The organism is Actinoplanes sichuanensis, from assembly GCF_033097365.1.
In the GTDB taxonomy this organism is placed as follows: Bacteria; Actinomycetota; Actinomycetes; order Mycobacteriales; family Micromonosporaceae; genus Actinoplanes; species Actinoplanes sichuanensis.
This window is the reverse complement of sequence record NZ_AP028461.1, coordinates 1,222,365-1,240,575: the sequence shown is the minus strand read 5'-3', so window position 1 is coordinate 1,240,575 and position 18,211 is coordinate 1,222,365. Positions and strand designations below refer to the sequence as shown.

At 70.0% G+C, this 18,211-nt stretch carries 14 protein-coding genes; 8 read left to right on the top strand and 6 right to left on the bottom strand.

Going from position 1 to position 18,211, the window contains the following annotated elements; genetic code table 11:
• Nucleotides 1-85: 85 nt before the first annotated feature.
• Genes Q0Z83_RS05365 through Q0Z83_RS05350 form a run of 4 tightly spaced genes read right to left on the bottom strand, consistent with a single transcriptional unit; the run spans nucleotide 86 to nucleotide 5,347 of the window.
• On the bottom strand, nucleotides 86-2,293 hold the full coding sequence (locus tag Q0Z83_RS05365; RefSeq protein ID WP_317792665.1) for an alpha-L-rhamnosidase: 2,208 nt from the start codon (nucleotides 2,291-2,293) through the stop codon (nucleotides 86-88).
• A 5-nt stretch (nucleotides 2,294-2,298) separates the two neighbouring features.
• On the bottom strand, nucleotides 2,299-3,132 hold the full coding sequence (locus Q0Z83_RS05360) for a carbohydrate ABC transporter permease (RefSeq protein ID WP_317792664.1): 834 nt from the start codon (nucleotides 3,130-3,132) through the stop codon (nucleotides 2,299-2,301).
• Nucleotides 3,129-4,043: a carbohydrate ABC transporter permease gene (locus tag Q0Z83_RS05355; RefSeq protein WP_317792663.1), complete on the bottom strand. Its 915-nt coding sequence runs from the start codon at nucleotides 4,041-4,043 to the stop codon at nucleotides 3,129-3,131. Before Q0Z83_RS05355 ends, Q0Z83_RS05360 begins: the two co-directional genes overlap by 4 nt.
• Nucleotides 4,043-5,347, bottom strand: coding sequence for an ABC transporter substrate-binding protein (locus tag Q0Z83_RS05350; RefSeq protein ID WP_317792662.1), 1,305 nt, complete (start codon nucleotides 5,345-5,347; stop codon nucleotides 4,043-4,045). The genes Q0Z83_RS05355 and Q0Z83_RS05350 overlap by 1 nt, the downstream gene beginning before the upstream one ends.
• Before the next feature lie 173 nt (nucleotides 5,348-5,520).
• On the opposite strand from Q0Z83_RS05350, the gene Q0Z83_RS05345 reads away from it, so the two are divergent.
• The 3 genes from Q0Z83_RS05345 (at nucleotide 5,521) to Q0Z83_RS55730 (ending at nucleotide 8,913) form a co-directional block, all read left to right on the top strand.
• Nucleotides 5,521-6,537 (top strand): LacI family DNA-binding transcriptional regulator, encoded by a 1,017-nt coding sequence (locus tag Q0Z83_RS05345; RefSeq protein ID WP_317792661.1) that lies wholly within the window; start codon nucleotides 5,521-5,523, stop codon nucleotides 6,535-6,537.
• Nucleotides 6,538-6,725: 188 nt separating this feature from the next.
• Entirely contained in the window at nucleotides 6,726-8,453 is a 1,728-nt protein-coding gene (locus Q0Z83_RS05340; protein ID WP_317792660.1) for a serine/threonine protein kinase, read from the top strand.
• A 67-nt stretch (nucleotides 8,454-8,520) separates the two neighbouring features.
• The gene (locus Q0Z83_RS55730) at nucleotides 8,521-8,913 is read left to right on the top strand and encodes a hypothetical protein (RefSeq protein ID WP_378078503.1); all 393 of its coding nucleotides are present in this window, start codon (nucleotides 8,521-8,523) and stop codon (nucleotides 8,911-8,913) included.
• Nucleotides 8,914-9,073: 160 nt separating this feature from the next.
• On the opposite strand, the gene Q0Z83_RS05330 is transcribed toward Q0Z83_RS55730, so the two are convergent.
• On the bottom strand, nucleotides 9,074-9,376 hold the full coding sequence (locus Q0Z83_RS05330) for an STAS domain-containing protein (protein ID WP_317792659.1): 303 nt from the start codon (nucleotides 9,374-9,376) through the stop codon (nucleotides 9,074-9,076).
• Entirely contained in the window at nucleotides 9,376-13,434 is a 4,059-nt protein-coding gene (locus Q0Z83_RS05325) for a SpoIIE family protein phosphatase (RefSeq protein WP_317792658.1), read from the bottom strand. The genes Q0Z83_RS05330 and Q0Z83_RS05325 overlap by 1 nt, the downstream gene beginning before the upstream one ends.
• A gap of 157 nt (nucleotides 13,435-13,591) precedes the next feature.
• Here Q0Z83_RS05325 and Q0Z83_RS05320 point away from each other — a divergent pair, with 157 nt between their 5' ends.
• From Q0Z83_RS05320 to Q0Z83_RS05300, 5 genes are all read left to right on the top strand, one after another.
• Nucleotides 13,592-14,269: a response regulator transcription factor gene (locus tag Q0Z83_RS05320; RefSeq protein WP_317792657.1), complete on the top strand. Its 678-nt coding sequence runs from the start codon at nucleotides 13,592-13,594 to the stop codon at nucleotides 14,267-14,269.
• On the top strand, nucleotides 14,256-15,530 hold the full coding sequence (locus Q0Z83_RS05315) for a sensor histidine kinase (protein WP_317792656.1): 1,275 nt from the start codon (nucleotides 14,256-14,258) through the stop codon (nucleotides 15,528-15,530). The genes Q0Z83_RS05320 and Q0Z83_RS05315 overlap by 14 nt, the downstream gene beginning before the upstream one ends.
• A gap of 160 nt (nucleotides 15,531-15,690) precedes the next feature.
• Nucleotides 15,691-16,041, top strand: coding sequence for a PepSY domain-containing protein (locus Q0Z83_RS05310; RefSeq protein WP_317792655.1), 351 nt, complete (start codon nucleotides 15,691-15,693; stop codon nucleotides 16,039-16,041).
• Between the two features lie 149 nt (nucleotides 16,042-16,190).
• Nucleotides 16,191-16,388, top strand: a complete 198-nt coding sequence (locus Q0Z83_RS05305; RefSeq protein WP_317792654.1) for a DUF3311 domain-containing protein — start codon at nucleotides 16,191-16,193, stop codon at nucleotides 16,386-16,388.
• Nucleotides 16,389-16,426: 38 nt separating this feature from the next.
• Nucleotides 16,427-18,052, top strand: a complete 1,626-nt coding sequence (locus Q0Z83_RS05300; RefSeq protein ID WP_378078510.1) for a sodium:solute symporter family protein — start codon at nucleotides 16,427-16,429, stop codon at nucleotides 18,050-18,052.
• Nucleotides 18,053-18,211: the final 159 nt, after the last annotated feature.

Below are 18,211 nucleotides of genomic sequence, written 5' to 3'. Positions count from 1 at the left end.
CTCCCGCAACCTTTGGTTGCGTATGACTCTAGGCCGCGCGGGACCTATGCGCAACCAATGGTTGCGCATAGGTCCCGCGACCTCCTCAGCCGGTCAGTTCCATGTCCTCCTTCCCGGGCAACGACAACACCCCGGTCACTCCAGCGGGCAGGGAGACGTCGACGGCGGGTTCCCCGTCGACCAGGCGCCAGGACACTTCGATCCGGCCGTGCGGGGTGTCCAGACCCGCACGGGCCCAGGTCAGCCCGCCGCCGGGGCGGGGCGCGATCAGCACCCGCGAGTAGCCGGGCTCGAGCGGGACGATGCCGCCGATCACCCGGTGCATCCAGTCGGCGACCGCACCGAGCGCGTAGTGGTTGAAGCTGGTCATCTCGCCCGGGTTGATCGAGCCGTCGGGCAGCATCGAGTCCCAGCGTTCCCAGATCGTGGTCGCGCCCATCGTCACCGGATAGAGCCAGGACGGGCATCCACGTTCCAGAAGCAGGCGGTAGGCGACATCGAGATGTCCGGTCCGGGTCAGAGCATCGAGGATGTACGGCGTACCGGCGAACCCGGTCGAGATGTGGTGCCCGCTGTCCGCCACCAGCCGGGCCAGCCGCCGCCCGGCCTCCGCCTCGTCGTCGACCAGCCCGAACACCACCGCCAGCGTGTAGACGGTGGTGCAGTCGGAGACGATCGTGCCGTCGGCTGACACGTACTGCTCGTTGAACGCCGCCCGGATCCGCGCGGCCAGCGCACCGAATTCCGCCGCGTCGGCGTCCCGGCCGAGCAACGCGGCGGTCTCCGCGGTGATCGAGGCCGACCGGTGGAAGGCGGCGGTCGCGACCACGCCCGGGTCGGCCTTCGCCTTGGCCGGATTGTCCGGCGGCGCGTCCGGGTCGAGCCAGTCACCGAACTGGAACGTCGTGTCCCATACCCCGGCAGGCGAGAGCAGCGTCTCGACCCGGCGCACGTGTGCGGTCATCGAGTCGTACTGGTTCGCCAGGATCGCCCGGTCGCCGTAGGCCCGCCACAGTGTCCACGGCACCCAGACCGCGGCGTCGGACCAGAAGGCGGTGCTGTCCGGGGTCGGGAACTCCGGCACGTCGGGCAGGAATTTCAGCACGTCCGGGATGACGAACGGGACGAGGCCGTCGGCGGCCCGCTGCTCGGCGGCCAGGTCGGCCAGCCAGTCGGCCAGGAACGGGCCGGTGTCGAACAGGTAGGCGGCCGACGGCGCGAACACCGCGATGTCACCGGTCCAGCCGAGGCGTTCGTTGCGCTGCGGGCAGTCGGTCGGCAGGTCCAGGAAGTTGCCCTTGGTACTCCACACGACGTTGCTGTGCAACTGGTTGAGCAGGTCGTCGGAGCATGCGAAGGTGCCGGTGCGCCGCAGGTCGGTGTGCACGACAACGGCTTCGACCCGCCGTGCCTCTTCGAGGGACAGGCCGGTGATCTCCGCGTACCGGAAGCCGTGGAACGTCATGGTCGGCTCGAAGAGGTCCTCCGCGCCGCTGAGGATGAATCGGTCGGTGGCCTGCGCGTCGCGCAGCGGCCGCGCGCCCAGCTCGCCGTGTTCGAGGACCTCGGCGTGCCGGATCCGGATCTCCGATCCGGCCGGCCCGGTCGCGGTGAAACGGACCCAGCCGACCAGGTTCTGACCGAAATCGATCAAGATCCGCCCGGTCGGTGACAGCCAGGCGTTCACCGGCGCCACGACGTCCTGCCTGGTCACCGGAGGGCTGAGGTACGGGGTGAGCACGCGCTTGTCGAAGTCGAGGGCCTTGACCGGCAGGAACCACTCGGGCTCGCCCCCGGCCAGGTGCCATTTGGCCGAACGCCGCCGGGCGTCGATGGTCTGCCCGTCGTAGAGGTCGTCGGCGAGCACGTCCGAGCCGCCGACCGTCCACGTCTCGTCGGTGACGACGCTCTGCCGGTGCCCGTCCGCGAACGTGATCTCCAGGTCGGCGATGACCCCGAGCCGGTCGCCGTAGAACGCGCGCCCGCCCATGAACCCGAGCCGTCCTCGGTGCCAGCCGTTGCCGACCAGCACGGTGAGCACACTCCGGCTGCTCAGCAGGGCGGTGACGTCGTGGGTGAGGTAACGCAGCCGGTGCTCGTAGGAGCTCCAGCCGGGACTCAGCACGTCGTCGCCGACCGGCTGCCCGTCGATCCGGGCCTCGTGCACACCGAGGCTGCTGATCCGCAAGCTCGCCGCGGTCACCGGGCCGTGCCCGTCGTCGAGGGTGATCTCGGTGCGGAACAGCGGCGCGCTGCCCAGCTCGGTCACCGAGGTGATCATCCGACCTTGCATGTGGCTCAACCTTTCACCGAGCCGGCAACCATGCCGGACACGATCTGGCGCTGGAAGATCATGAACATGATCAGCGGCGGGACCGTGACCAGCAGGATGTCCATGAACAGGAGGTTGTAGGAGCTGGCGTACTGACCCTGGAAGTTGAAGAGGGTCAGTTGCACGGTGGCGTTCTCGTCACCGGGCAGGAAGTAGAGCGGGCTGGTGAAGTCGTTCCAGATGAACACCGTCTGCACCACCACGACGGTCACGATGATCGGCCGCAGCAGAGGGAACACGACCCGGAAGAACAGGCTCACCGGCCCGGCGCCGTCGATGGTCGCGGCCTCGTCCATCTCCTTCGGAATGCCCGCGATGAACGCCTGGAAGAGCAGGACACAGAAGGCCATGGCGTACGCGATCTCGACCAGGATCAGGCCGGGCATCGTCTTGAACAGGCCGATCTTCTGCAGCACCCAGATGGTCGGGACCACGGCCGGCGGCAGGACGAGCCCGGACAGGATGACCAGGTTCGCGACCTTGGTGACCCGGCTCTTGCGTCGTTGCAGGACGAACCCGGCCATCGCGGCCAGGATCACCACCACGGTGACACTGGCGACGGTGAGGATGGTGCTGTTGATGAACGCGATGATCAGCAGGTAGTCGCGGGCCTCGACGACCGCCTGCAGGTTCGCCACGAACGCCCACTCGGTGGGCCACGAGAAGTCCAGCAGCGCCGACTCCTGCGCGGTCTTGCCCGCGGTGAGCAGGATGAACCCGAACGGGACCAGGAACACGACACCGAACAGGACGATCGCCAGGCCGCTGAGCGGATAGTTGGGCCGGGTGCGGGTGCTCACGCGTCCTCCTTCCGGTTGAAGAACCAGAACAGCGGCAGCGCGATCAGGATCACCAGCAGGAACAGCACGACGTTCCCGGCCGTGGAGAGCCCGTAGAAGCCGGCCTGGTACTGCTTGTAGATCACCGAGGCCATCACGTCCGAGGTGAAGCCCGGGCCGCCCTTGGTCATCGCCCAGATCAGGTCGAACTTGCGCAGCCCGCCGATCAGCGACAGCAGGATCACCGACACGGTCGCCGGTTTGGCCAGCGGCAGGGTGATGTTGCGGAACCGGTGCCAGGCGCCCGCACCGTCCATCTTGGCCGCCTCGAAATACTCGCCGGGGATCGACAGGATGCCGGCCATGTAGATCACCGTGGCCAGGCCGACACCCTGCCAGACGTCGACGAACGCGACCGACAGCAGCGCCCAGTCCGGGTCGACCAGCCAGGCCGGGCCGGTGATCCCGACCAGATCGAGCGCCTGGTTGATCACCCCGCGGGTCGGGTGCATCAGGATCTGGAAGGTCAGGCCGACACCGATCGTGCTGACCAGCACCGGGAAGAACGCCACCGACCGCATGAACCCGCGGCCCAGGATCGGACCGGTCAGCAGTACGGCCAGCGCCATCCCGAGGACCACCTTCAGGCCGGAGGTGGTCACCGCGTAGATCAGCGTGTGCCACAGCCCGGACGCCAGCGCCGGTTCCCGGAAGAACTGCACGTAGTTGTCGAGGCCGATGAACTCCTGGTCGAACAGGGTCCAGCGGGTGAGGCTGAACCAGAACGCCATCACCGACGGCACCAGGAAGAAGACGGCGAAGATGACACCGCCCGGGAGGATGAACCAGTACGGATACGGACTCTTGCGGCGGGCCGGCTCCGGGACCGTGGTCGCCGGAGCCTCCGTCACCGCGTCGGTGACTGTCGTCATCACCAGCCCTGGAGTCCGAGCTGCTGCGCCTGCTTCTTCACGTCCTCGTCGTAGAGCTTCGCGCCGTCGGCGGCCGGGCGGATGCCGGAGCCGACCTCGACGGTGATCTGCTCCAGGGCCGGGCCCTTGATCGGGGAGAGGAACTCCAGCGCGGGGCTGGCGGCGCCGGCGTCCACGTACACGCTCAGGTCCTTGACCGCGGTGGCCACGTCGTCCGGCAGTTTGCAGGTCTTCACCGCGAACGGGCCGCCCAGCGACGTGGCGCTCGCCTGGGCCGCACAGCCGTCCGGGGAGGCCAGGAACGCCTGGAACTTCTTGGCCGCGGTGAGCTTGTCACCCTCGGTGCTCTTCGGGATGTAGATGCCGGACGGCTCCCACAGGGTCACGCCGTTCTTGCTCGCGTCGGTGCCAGGCAGCGCGAAGAAGCCGACGTCGTTCGTCTTGCCGGGGGCCGCGGTGTCGATGGCGGTGACCGCGAACGTGATCATCGGGTAGTGCGCGGCGGTGCCGTTGGCCACGGCGGCCAGGCCCTCGTTGTACTTCGCCGAGGCGTAGTCGTCGTTCCAGTAGCCGGCCTTCTTCAGCTCCTCCAGGTGCTGGAAACCGGCCAGGGCGGCGGGCGTCGTCGCGTACTTGGCCTGGTTGTTCGTGTACTTGTCGGCAAAGCCGGGATCGGCGGCCGAGACGTTGTGCATGTCGGCGAGCACCAGGATCTGCGACGTCCAGGTCTCGCTGTAGGTCTGGGCGACGGGCGCCGTACCGGCAGCTTTGATCTTGGCGTTGTTGTTCATGAAGTCCGCCCAGGTCTTGGGCGGCTGGAGGCCGAGCTTGGCGTAGAGCGGCTTGTTGTAGAGGATGCCGCCGCCGGAGATGGTCTGCCACGGCGAGCCGTAGACCTCGGTGCCGCTGGAGACGACCTTCTTGAACGTCTCGTCCAGGTCGCCGACCCAGGATTCGCCGGTGATCGGGGTCAGGTTCGTCGACGGGGCGATGGCCTGCAGCAGCGAGCCGGAGTTGTACTCGAAGACGTCGGCCATGTCGCCGGTGGAGAGCCGGGTCTTGACCAGGTTGTCGCCCTCACTGCCCTGCGGCCGGGTGTCGAGCTTGACGTCGACGTCGGTGTTCCTGGCCTCGAACGCGGCGATGACGGCTTCGGCCACCTTCACGTTGGCCGGGTCGTTGTTGGTCAGGAAGGTGATCTGGGTCTTACCGCCCGCAGCATCGTCGCTGGACCCCAGGGATCCGGCGCTGCAGGCCGACAGGCAAAGGGCGCCCGCAAGCAGTACCGCCGCACCGAGCCTCATATGAACCTCCGGTTTCGCGCATGTTTGTAGATCGGTCTCCGCGTGTAACAGCCGTCACAGTAGACCGGTCTACGTCGGCGGCACAAGACGAAACTCGAAACGTTTCAAAGATTGAATGAGCACTGCCGGTCCCCCGCCTCACCGGTCGCGGAGAACGGTCTACAGTGAGGCATATGTCGATCACGAGGGGCCGGGCGGTCACGATCAGTGACGTGGCCACCGCCGCGGGCGTGTCCCGCGCCGCGGTGTCGAAGGTGATCCGCAACGCGTACGGGGTGAGCCCCGGCATGCGCCGGCGCGTCGAAGCCGCCATCGAGGAACTCGGCTACCGGCCCAGCGTCGCCGCCCGGGCCCTGCGCGGGTCCAGTTACCGGCTCGGGCTGGAGATCCCCTACGTCAGCGCGCGGTTCATGAGCCAGATCGTCGAAGGCGCCACCCGGGCCGTCGCCGACACGCCCTACCAGGTGGTGCTCGCGCCCGCGGACGGGCCCGAGTACAGCACCCTCGAGTCGCTCGCCGACGGGCTCGTCGACGGCATCATCGCCGTGTCGCCCCGGGTCGACCCGCCCTGGCTGGAGGAACTCGCCCGGCGGGTGCCGATCGTGATGCTCGGCCGGCACGACGACCCGCAGGGGTACGACACGGTCGTCGGCGACGACGCGGCGGGTGCCGGAGCGGTGATGGAGCATCTGTTCGCCCTAGGGCACCGGCGGATCGCGCATCTCACCGAACCGGAGGCGGTCAACGTGGCCACACCGGTCACGCCGCACGTGGTCCGGGTCGCCGAGTACCGGGCACGGATGGCCGCGGCCGGGCTCGAACCGATCATCGAGGTGGCCCGCTGGGAGGACGGCGACACCGGGGTTCGGGAGGCGACCGCCCGGCTGCTCGCCCGGCCGTCACCGCCCACCGCGATCTTCGCCGGGCACGACGACATCGCGCTGATCGTGCTGGCCGGGGTCGCGGCGGCGGGACGGCTCGGTGAGGTGTCGGTCGCCGGGTACGACAACACCGACATCGCCCAGCATCCGCTGATCGACCTGACCTCGGTCGATCAGCAGGGCGCCGAGATGGGCGCGCAGGCGGCGACCATGCTGCTGGAACGCCTCCGGGGCCGGACCGAGCGCCGCCAGCACATGGTCTCCACGCGCCTCCAGGTCCGCGGCTCCACCCGCCCGCCTCTCCCCTGACGCGCTCTCCCTCGCCGATGATCTTGTGAGTTTCGGCATGCCGGGTGGGCGTAAGGGCACGAGATCGCGGGTGAAGTGGGGCTCCGGCGGGCATTCCGTCGTCAAACCGACATAGACGCGGTAACCGAGAACCGTGATCACCTTGAGTAGACTCCCGGGGCGCGACGGCCCGAAGGGAAGAGAACCACATGAGCATGCCGCTGCGTCCGGGAGACCCGGTCGCCCTCGGCCGGTACGAGCTGGTCGGCCGGCTCGGCGAAGGCGGCATGGGGACGGTGTTCCTGGGCCGCGACCCGGACGGACGGCCGGTGGCGATAAAGATGGTCCGGCCCGAGTTCGCGAACGAGAGCGAGTTCCGGGGTCGGTTCCGTAGTGAGGTCGCCCGGGCCAAGCAGGTGCCCCCGTTCTCGACCGCCGAGGTCCTCGACGCGGATCCCGATCACGAGCCGCCCTACCTGGTCGTCGAGTTCGTGGACGGGCCCAGCCTGGCCGACGAGGTCAAGGCGAAGGGCCCGCTGTCCGGCTCCGCCCTGCACGGGGTGGCGGTCGGTATCGCCACCGCGCTCACCGCCATCCACGGGGCCGGCGTGATCCACCGCGACCTCAAACCGGGCAACGTGCTGTTCGCCCGGGGCGGCATCAAGGTGATCGACTTCGGCATCGCCCAGGCCTTCGAGGCGACCAGCCAGCACACCCGCACCGACCAGGTGGTGGGCACGGTCACGTACATGGCGCCGGAACGTTTCGACCCGGTCGACGGACGGCCGGTCACCGCCGCGGCCGACATCTTCGCGTGGGGCGCCGTCGTCGCCTACGCCGCCACCGGGCGCACCCCGTTCGCCGGCGAGTCCGCGTCGGCCACCGCGATGCGCATCCTCACCCAGGCACCGAACCTCACCGGCCTGCCCGAGTCGTTGCGCGGACCGGTGTCCCGGGCGCTCGCCAAGCACCCGGACGACCGGCCCACCGCCCGTGAGCTGCTGGATCTCCTGCTGCCCGGGCAGTCCGCGCGGCCACCGGCCGACGACACGATCATGCTGCCGACCGTGGCACCCGCATCGCCCGCGGCCCCGATTCAGCCGTTCGGCCCCCGGCCGGCGGCCACGCCGATGTCTCCGGCCGCCCCGGCCGCACCGATGTCTCCGGCCGCACCGGCGTGGCACGCCGCCCCTCAAGTGCCGACGGCGACGTCCCAGGTCTACCCGGCGGCCGCACCGGCCCGGCCGCGCCGACGGCGTACCCTCGCGGTCGTCACCACCGCGGTCGCCGTGCTGCTCGCCACCACCGTGGGTGTCCTGATCAGGTACAACGGCCTGTCCATTCCCGACCATTCGGCAGGCGGTCCGGGGGAGACGCCCGCGTCGGCGTCGGCGTCCGGGGAAGCCCCCACGTCGGCCTCGCCGAAGCCGGGCCGCACCCCGTCCGCCGAGGAGCGGCTGGTGGCCATCAAGGCCGGCAAGAACAAGGCCCTGATCCACATCGCCGAGATCGACCACGACCTGGCGCTCGACGGCCCGTTCAGCGAGGTCGAGGCGGGCGACGGCACCGGTTCCAGGTCCGAGTTCGTCCTGATCCCGATGGGTGTCGACTACCTGATCCGGGCCCTGTACGCCCCGGACGAGGAAGAGGTCTGCGTCGGCGTCCGGCTCCTCGCCGACGCGTCGGCGAAGCTTGTCGCGACCGAGTGCGCGACCGGCGTCGGCACCCTGTTCGAGCTGATCCCGACCAAACTGAAGGACGACAAGAACCGTCCCCGCTTCCACCTCTACAACGATGCGTACGGCTTCGTGCAGTGGGACCAGGACGCCAACGAGGGAACCGGCGGCTTCTTCGTCGAACAGGTCGGTGACGCCCCACCGCTGACCACGTTCAGCCTCGTGGACCGCGGCCCCCTGCCCTCCCCCGCCCCCAGCTGACCGATCAGTCCCGGCTGGTCGCCACCCTGCACGGATCCTGCGGAGGGTTCGGATCCGGGACGGCCTGGTGGCGACCGGGCGGGACCATCCGTTCGTCGCCTACGGGACCGACTGGCTCGCCTTCGCCCACCTGGTCATCGCGGTGGCGTTCTGGGGGCCGTGGCGGGATCCGGTCCGCAACGTCTGGGTGATCGAGTGGGGCATGGTGTGCTGCGCCGGGATCATCCCGCCGGCGCTGATCGCCGGGGCGGTCCGGGAGCTGCCGTTCGGATGGACGCTGATCGACATGTCGTTCGGCGTGTTCGGGATCATTCCGTTGATCGTGATCCGGTCACTGATCAAGCGACTGACGACGGCGCAGGAAGGGCCGGACGAAAAGGTACAGGCCGGTGAGCATCAGCACGGCCAGCGGGAGCAGCGGAACGTAGGAGACCCAGACGATCGGGTCCTCCTGGGCTAGCGCGAGGAACGTCAGCACGACCGTTGCGGTGAAGACGGCGGACGTCCAGCGGTGAACGCGACGGATGATCATCAGGGCCTCCGGGCTCGGGAACAGCCCGAACGCTAGTCACCGAGCGGTCCGTCGGGCTTCTCGATTCCTGACCGGATCCGGGCGCCGGTCAGACGCGGTGGACCGTGGTCAGGTCGGTCAGGCCGGAGATCTCCAGCAGCGGTGCGAGCAGGGGTCCCGTACGCAACTCGATGTGATCGGCCTGGGCGAAAAGCGCCGCGAGACCCGCGCTGTCCAGGTATTGGACCGCGGTGATGTCGACGATCAGGCGGGCGCCGGCCGCGCCGGCGACCGCCTGGATCAGCGCGTCGGCGAAGGTTTCGGCGTTACTCATGTCGATCTCGCCGCAGGCGGTGAGGACGACGCCACCGTCCGGGCCGGGACTCGTCGTGAGGTTGAGCTCGGTGGTCATCAGGTAAGCCTCGCCTGCATGTCGACGACGGTGCCGGTCGTTCCGGAGGTGACGGTGACAGTGTGCATGAAGGCACGCATGAGCTTGATCCCCCGGCCGCGGTACGGGTTGGCGGATGGGTCGGGTGTCTTCCATCGGCCGGTGTCGGAAATGGTCAGGCGCAGGTCGGCGGCGGTCGCGGCGGCGCGCAGCCGGATCCGGCCGCCCGGGTGCTCGCGGTGCCCGTGCTCGATCGCGTTGGCGCATGCCTCACCGGCGGCGACCAGCACGTTCTGCACGATGCCGGGGTCGATGCCGCACCTGTCGAGCCATCCGCGTAGCGCGGACCGGACCGGGGCGAGGCGGGTCGACTCGGCGGGGAACTCGAGTTCCAGCGGCCCGGGGTGGCGGTAGAGGAGCAGCGCCACGTCGTCGTCGTAGCCGCTCTCCGGGGCCAAACTGGTCATGATCTCGGTGGCCAGGTCCTCGATCGGGGTACCCAGACCGTGCTGAACCGCGGTGCTGGCCTCCCCGATACCCGCGGACAGCGGACGACGACGGCGTTCGACCAGTCCGTCGGTGTAGAGGAGCAGGGTGGCCCGGGGCGGTACGACGAATTCGGCGTCCGGGCGCTCCAAGCCGGGCCGGACCGCGACCGGGCGGGACCGGCCGCCGTCGAGCAGTTGGGTCGTGCCGTCCGGGCGGCCGACGATCGCCGGTGGGTGACCGGCACTGGAGTAGACGAGACGGCCACTGCCGGGATCCAGGATCCCACAGAACACCGTGGCACAGCCGGCGCCCGGCACCTTGGCGGCGAACCGGTCGAGCGCCATCAGCGTGTGCGCGGGGCTGGTGTCCTGGAGCAGCAGGGCCCGGCAGGCGCTGCGGAGCTGGCCCATCACGGTGGCCGCCTGCAGACCGTGGCCGACGCAGTCGCCGACGACGATGCCGATCCGGCCGTCGGAGAGCTCGACCGTGTCATACCAGTCGCCGCCGACCTTCAGCGGGCGGGTGGCCGGCTCGTAGCGGACCGCGAACCCGCTGGGCAGGCTGTCCGGGCCGAGGATGGCTCGTTGCAGGGCGAGCGCGGTCTCCCGCTGCTGGTCGATCTGGTCGATGCGGCGCAGGCCCTGGCTGAGCCGGCCGGCCAGCAGGGCCAGGAGGGTCTCGTCGGGCGCAGTGAACGGGCGCTGCGGGCCCGGTTCGATCCAGAGCGCCATGGCGCCGTGCGGGTGGTCCAAGACGATACCGGTGCCGGACGGGGTGAACGCCGGACGGTCGCGCAGCTCCAGGATCGACCGGCGGGTCTCGGCGGGAAGGTCCGCCCAGGTCAGGTCGGGGTCGGTGGCGGTCACCGCGGGGTCGCCTCGCTCGGCGAAGACGGCCGTCAGCACGTACCTCGCCTGCCAGATCGTCTTGAGCTCGCGCAGGACCGCCTGCACCGCCCCGGAGAGGTTCTCCGCCTCGGCGAGGCGCATGCCGAGCGCGGCGAGGGCGTTGTCTCGCTGCACCGCGTAGTGCTCGGCGGTGACGTCCCGGAACGTGCCGACGATCACCCGCTTGCCGGTGTCCGGGTCCTGGACCTGGTTGTACGAGGCGGCCGCCCACAGTCGGCGCCCGTCCCGATGCACGACCGGGATGGTGTACGTGCCCTGCGGTTCCTCCAGCAGCATCGCGAACGCGTTGACGACCGCCCGGTGCGCGTCGGCGTCGGTCGCGACGTCCGGCCACCACGGAGGGGTCGGCGGATACGGGAGCCCGTCCGGCCCGTACCCCAGGATGTCGGTGAACGCGCTGTTGATCTCGATGACCGAGCCGTTCTCGTCGCAGACGAAGAACGCCTCCTGCAACGAGTCGATCAGCGCGTTGCGCCAGCGGGTGTGATGGTTGCGCAGACGGGCCAGCTCGACGTTGGCGCGCACCCTGGCCAGCAGCTCGGCGGCCGAGAACGGCTTGAACAGGTAGTCGTCGGCGCCCGCCTCCAGGCCCTCGATGGACGCCTCCTGCCCGGCCCGGGCGGACAGCAGCAGCACCGGTGTACTCGCCGTGCGTGGGTCCGCGCGCAGGGCCGCGACCAGCTGCAACCCGTCCAGGCGCGGCATCATGACGTCGCTGACGATCAGGTCCGGCGAGGTGGCCCGGGCGGTCTCCAGGGCCTGCTGCCCGTCGACCACCGCGGTCACCCGGTGCCCGGCGGACCGCAGCAGCCGGCTCAGGTAGTCGCGCATGTCGGCGTTGTCGTCGGCGACGAGCAGATCGGCGCCACCGTCCGGCACCGCTTCCGGCTCGGCCGGCGCCGCCGGCTCGTCGCCGGCCGGCAGCCAGCGCAGGGCCTCCTGCAGGAACGATTCGGCATGGCTTTCGCCCGAGGAGCCCTGGTGGTACGTCGGAAGGTGCGCGCTGCCGAACGGGAGGCGGATGGTGAACGTCGTACCACGTCCGACGGTGCTCTCCGCGGTGATCGTGCCGCCGTGCAGACCGACCAGTTCACGGACCAGGGCCAGGCCGATGCCGCTGCCCTCGTTGGACCGGGAGCGGGAGTTCTCGATCCGGTGGAAACGCTCGAACAGCCGCGGCATCTCGTCCTCGGCGACACCCACCCCCGTGTCACCGACCGTGACGATCGCGTCGGCGTCCTCGGCACGCACCGTGACCGTGATGCCGCCGTCGAAGGTGAATTTCAGGGCGTTGCTGAGCAGGTTGAGGACCACCTTCTCCCACATACCGCGGTCCAGGTGGACCGGCTGGGGCATCGGCGGGCACTCGACGTCGAGCGTGAGCCCGGCCCGTTCGATCGCCGACCGGAACACGCTGGCGAGCTCGGCGGTGGCGGCGGACAGGTCGGCCGACTCGAACCGGGCCTGCATCTTCCCGGCCTCGATACGGGAGAAATCGAGCAGCGTGTTGACCAGTTTACCGAGGCGCAGCCCGTTGCGGTGGATGACCTCCAGGTCCGCCCGGGTCTCCGCACCGGCGCCGGCGAGGAGATCCTCCACCGGACCCATGATCAACGTCAATGGGGTACGGAACTCGTGGCTGATGTTCGAGAAGAAGGTCGTCTTCGCGCGATCCAGCTCGGCCAGCTCCTCGGCCCGGCGCTGTTGGGCCTGGTAGCTGCGGGCGCCGGCCACCCCGGCCGCCAGGTGACCGGCGGTCAGCTCGACGAAGCCGCGATAGCCTTCGTCGAGCGGCCGATAGCGGTTCAGCCCGGCGACCAGGAAGCCGTACGGTGTACCGCCCTGGCGCAGAAGCGGCATCGCGAGCGCCTGGGTCGGCGGATCCGGCCAGTCGCCGCCGGGCAGCCCGTCCCACCCGTCCAGGTCGGCCAGCACCGGTTCGCCCGCGGCCAGCCGCACCGTCGGCCAGTACTCGGGTGCCGCCACCGGGTGCCCGGGGTCGATCCCGGTCGACGCCGCGAGCCGGGCCCCGCCCTCCTCGCCCGCATCGAACAGGTAGGTCAGGGTGAACGGCAGGTCCCGCCGGTTGCGGTCGAGCTGCCGGCTGACGAAGGCCAGCATCTCCTCCTGGGTGCGGACCACACTCGGGTCCGAGCCGAGCTCACGCAGCGTGGCCATGCGCCGCTCACCGATCACCCGATCGGTCTCCTCGCTGACCACGCAGAGCATCCCGACCAGGGCACCGTCGTCGTCGCGCAGCGGGCTGTAGGAGAACGTGTGGTACGACTCCTCGGGATAGCCGGACCGCTCCAGGAACAGCAGCAACGCCTCGTCCCAGGTGGCCTCGCCGGTGCGCAGCACGGTGTCGATCCGGGGGCCGATGTCGCCCCAGATCTCCGCCCACACCTCACTGGCCGGGCGGCCCAGCGCCCACGGGTACTTGCGGCCCAGCGTGTTGCGGCGGTAGGCGTCGTTGCAGAAGAAGGTGAGCTGCGGACCCCACGCCATCCACATGGAGAAGCGTGAGGACAGCAGGATGCTCACCGCTGTCCGAAGGCTCTGCGGCCAGCCGTCCGGCGGCCCGAGCGGGGTCGCCTCCCAGTCGACCGCGGCGAGGTCTGCGCCGACCTCGGGGTCGGCGGAGAAGTACGCGGGAGACGGCCGGTTGTCATCACCGTTCATCGCGTCCGCTTGTCCCCCTGCCGCAGGTCGTCGAAACCACCACGACGTTATCTCAGGGTGCTTCCGTCTCTCCGGCGCCCTCCTCGCCCCGCCCGCACCGTCGGTGTCCTCCGTCGCGTTCAGGGTGGATTCAGGTCGGGTGGGCAATCATGGCGGCATGCGTGTACTCGTCGTGGAGGACGAGAAGCGGCTCGCCTGGTCGTTGCGGGTGGGCCTGGAGGCCGAGGGCTTCGCTGTCGACGTCGCACCGGACGGCGTCGACGGCTTGTGGCTGGCCAGGGAGAACGATTACGACGTGATCGTTCTGGACCTGATGCTGCCCAAGCTCAACGGCTATCAGGTCTGTGCCGCGCTACGCGCCGAGGAGAATTGGACACCGATCGTGATGCTCACCGCCAAGGACGGCGAGTGGGACCAGGTCGAGGGTCTGGACACCGGCGCCGACGACTATCTGACGAAGCCGTTCTCGTACCCGGTGTTGGTGGCCCGATTACGAGCGGTGGCCCGGCGCGGTGCCCGCGAGCGCCCGGTCCAATTGACCGCCGGTGACCTGCGGATCGATCCGGCCTCCCGGAAGGTGTGGCGGGGCGAGACCCGGATCGACTTGACCGCCCGCGAGTTCGCGCTGCTGGCGTTCCTGGCCCGCAACACCGGCGACGTGGTGTCGAAGCAGCGGATCATGGAGGCGGTGTGGGATGCCGACTTCGACGGCGATCCCAACATCGTCGAGGTGTATGTACGACATCTGCGCAACAAGATCGACCGGCCGTTCGGGCGGGAGGCGATCCAGACCGTGCGCGGGGCGGGGTATCGACTCGGTGGTGACGGTGGTTGAGCGGGCCTCGATCCGGTTGCGGACCACCGCCCTCGCCGTGCTGGTGATGGCGGTGGCCGTGGTTCTCGGGGCGGTGACGCTGGTGTTGCTGACCCGAGCGTCGCTGGAGGGCGGCATCAAGGATTCGGCGGAGAATCGGGCCGCGGTGCTCGCCGCCCAGGTCTCGTCGTCGGGCCTGCCGGCCTCCGGCTTCTCCTCGGCGTCGCCCGAGGACGACGAGGACGACGAGTTCGCCTGGGAGATCCTCGATGCCGGCGGGGCGGTGGTGCGGGCGTCGGAGCCTCTCGACGACAGGTCCCTGCGCGTCACCGAGGACGCCGAGCCGTACACCGTGGTGGTCTTCGCTTCTCTCGAAGAGGTCGACGACGCGACGAAAGCTCTGGCCACCCCCCTGTTGATGGGGATTCCGGGTGCGCTCGTCCTGGTCGGCGGGGTCACCTGGGTGGTGGTGACCGGGGCGCTGGCACCGGTCGAGCGGATCCGCCGGGAGGTCGAGGAGATCACCGGGGAACGACTGGACCGGCGGGTTCCGGAACCACCCGCCCGCGACGAGATCCACCGGCTGGCCGCCACCATGAACCGGATGCTCGCCCGCCTTCAGGACTCCCGGGAGCGGCAGCAGCGGTTCGTGGCCGACGCGTCGCACGAGCTGCGGTCACCACTGGCCGGGATCCGGCAGGCGGCCGAGGTGGCCCGGTCGCATCCGGGCGCGCTACCCGAGGGTGAGCTGGCCGAGGCGGTGCTTGAGGAGTCCGCGCGGATGGAACGGCTGGTCGAGCAGTTGTTGCTGCTCACCCGTACCGGTGGGGCCGGCGTTCGGCGGCTGCGCGACGTGGATGTCGACGATCTCGCGCTGGCCGAGGCCCGGCGGGTGCGACGAGCCGGGCTCACCGTCGACACGTCCGGGGTCGGGGCGGGGCGGGTCCGGGGGGATGCGACGGCGCTCGCCCAGGTGGTGCGCAACCTCGCCGACAACGCCGCCCGGCACGCCCGCGCGACGGTGTCGGTGACCGTCCGCCCGGACCGGGACGGGGTGGAGCTGGTGGTGGAGGACGACGGCGCGGGGGTCCCGGAGGGCGAACGGGGGCGGGTGTTCGAGCGGTTCGTCCGTCTCGACGAGGCCCGGGACCGGGACGCCGGGGGCAGCGGGCTGGGGTTGGCCATCGTCAAGGAGATCGTGGAGGCCCATGGCGGCACCGTGCGGGTGACGTCGTCGGCGCTGGGCGGAGCGCGTTTCGTCGTGCACCTGCCGGCCTCCTGACCAACCGATCCGCGCCCGCTTTCTGAAGGGGCTTTCAGGTGCGTTCAGGGGAGATTCAGGGACCGGGGCGCAAGCTGTCGCCGTACTCGTTGTTCCCCGCGAGACGTGCTCGCTTCTTCCCGCGAGACGTGCTCGTTCTTCCGCGAGAAAGGCACACCTGATGGACACCAGCAAGCTCCGCAGCAAGCGCACGGTCATCGGCGGGATCGCCCTCGTGGCCGCCCTCGGCGCCGGTGGCACCGTGTGGGCGACGGCCGCCAACGCGGGCGGCAAGCCGGACGCCGATGATCGGGTGCTGAGCGCCGAGGAGCGCACCTCGGTGGAGACCGCGGCCCTCGCCGCCATCCCCGGCGGCACCGTTCTGGAGACGGAGGCCTCCGACGACCAGGGCGTGGCCTACGAGGCCGAGGTCCGCGATCCGGCCGGTCAGGAGTGGGATGTCGATCTGGACGCTTCCTTTCAGGTCGTGACCAAAACCGCGGACGCGGATGATGACGGCGACGACGACTGAGTTTTGATCAGGGTCTTTCCTCTTTGGAGACGGGGCGGTAGAACAATCTTCACGGTTTCGGCACTAGCAGTGCTAATAGTTCCGCGTTCTCCTCGCCGTGGCCGGCCTCCGGCGGCTCCCGCCGCACCCCACGACAGCAGGAGACGAAGATGTCGCCCCGCTCCCGTCACTGGCAGTGGCTGCTGGTCATACCGACCGCTGCTCCGCTGCTGACCCCGTTCGCCAATCGGATCGAGCCGACTCTGTTCGGCGTGCCGTTCTTCTTCTGGTATCAGTTCGCCTGCGCACTGCTCGCGATGGTCGTGATCACGGTCGTCTACCTCGCCACCCGCGAGGGCCGGCCGTGACCGATCGAGACGTCGAGGTCGGCGTCTTCCTGGTCCTGATGACGGGCGTCGTGCTGCTCGGCTTCGGTGCCGCCCGCTGGCGCCGGCCCGCCGACCCCTACCACCTCGAGGAGTGGAGTGTCGGCGGGCGGGCGTTCGGCAACTGGACGATCTGGTTCCTGCTCGGCGGGAGCATGTATAGCGCGTACACGTTCATCGCCGTCCCGGCGCTCACCTACGGCGTCGGTGCGATCGGGTGGTTCGCCGTGCCGTTCGCGATCGTCACCACGCCCCTGACCTTCATCTTCACCACTCGGGCGTGGTCGGTGGCGCGACGGCACGGCTTCCTCACCCACAGCGAGTTCGCGGCCGCCCGATTCGGCTCACCGGGGCTCGGGGCGCTGGTCGCCGTCACCGGGATCCTGGCGACGATCCCCTATGTCGCGGTGCAGCTCATCTCGTTGCAGGCGGTGCTGCGGACCGTCGGGTTCGGGGGCGAGTGGCCGTTGCTGGCCGCGGTGACGCTCGTGTCGATCTGCACGTTCCGGTCCGGGCTGCGCGCACCCGCCCTGCTGTCGGTGGTCAAGGACGTGCTGCTCGGCTGGATGCTGATCACCGCGGCGCTGATGGTGGCCATGTACGGCGGATGGGGCAGCGCCTTCCGCGGTGCCGCGACCCGGTTCGCCGCCACTCCCAACCCGGCCGACGGGCTGCTGCTGCCGGAAACCGGCCACCTGGGCTTCCTGACCCTGGTGATCGGGTCGGCCCTGGCCATCTTCGCCTACCCACACGCCCTGGTCGGGATGCTCGCCGCCAAAGACCGCGACACGGTCCGCCGAAACGCCGCGGCGCTGCCGGTCTACTGCATGGCGCTGGGCCTGATGGCCATGCTCGGCGTCTTCGCACTGGCCCGAGGCGTGACACCGGCTGACGGCGACCTCAACACCGTCGTGCCACGGCTGATCCACGAGTACTTCCCCAGCTGGTCGGCGGGGGTCGCGTACGCCGCGCTGAGCATCGCCGCCCTGATCCCGGCCGCCGTCATGTCGATCGCCGCGGCCAACGCGTTCACCCGCAGCCTCTACCGCACCTACCTGCGACCGAACGCCACCCCCGAGGCCGAGGCGTGGACCAGCCGGTGGGTGTCCCTGGTCGTCAAGTTCGGCGCGGCCGCCCTGATCCTCGCCGTGGATCCGGCGTTCTCCGTCGACCTGCAGCTGATCGGCGGCGTGCTGATCCTGCAGACCATCCCGGCGGTCTTCCTCGGCCTGCTCACCCCGTGGTTCCATCGGGCCGCGCTCACCGCCGGCCTGATCAGCGGCCTGGTGACCGGTCTGGTGATGCTCTGGGACATCCCGAAACTCGACGCCACCGGCAGGGTCGTGGCCGAACATTTCGGCGGCTCCAGCTGGTCGCTCGGCGACGGCCGGAGCATCTACGTCGGCGTCGTCGCTCTCGCCGTCAACCTGCTCGTCACCGTCGTGCTCACCCTGCTCGTGCGAGCGGCCGGAGTCCGCGACGGCGACGACCGCACCCGCCCCGACGACTACCACGCCGACGCCGGCGACCCCTACCTGAAACGTCTCGACGAGCTGATCGACGGCCTACCCACCGGCGGATCCGGCGGCCGACCGATCTCGGCACCGTATCCACCGCATCACATGCCCGAGCAGCGCGTCCCGTGACGAGGAAGCCGGCGCGCCCGCGGACCCCGGTCGCGGGCGTCCGATCGCGGGCGTCCGATCGCGGGCGTCCGATCGCGGGCGTCCGATCGACCCGACCCGCTGAGCAGCGGGTCGCCCGCGAGGGTTACGCGCGGCGCGAAAGTGTCGGTGGGGGCTGCT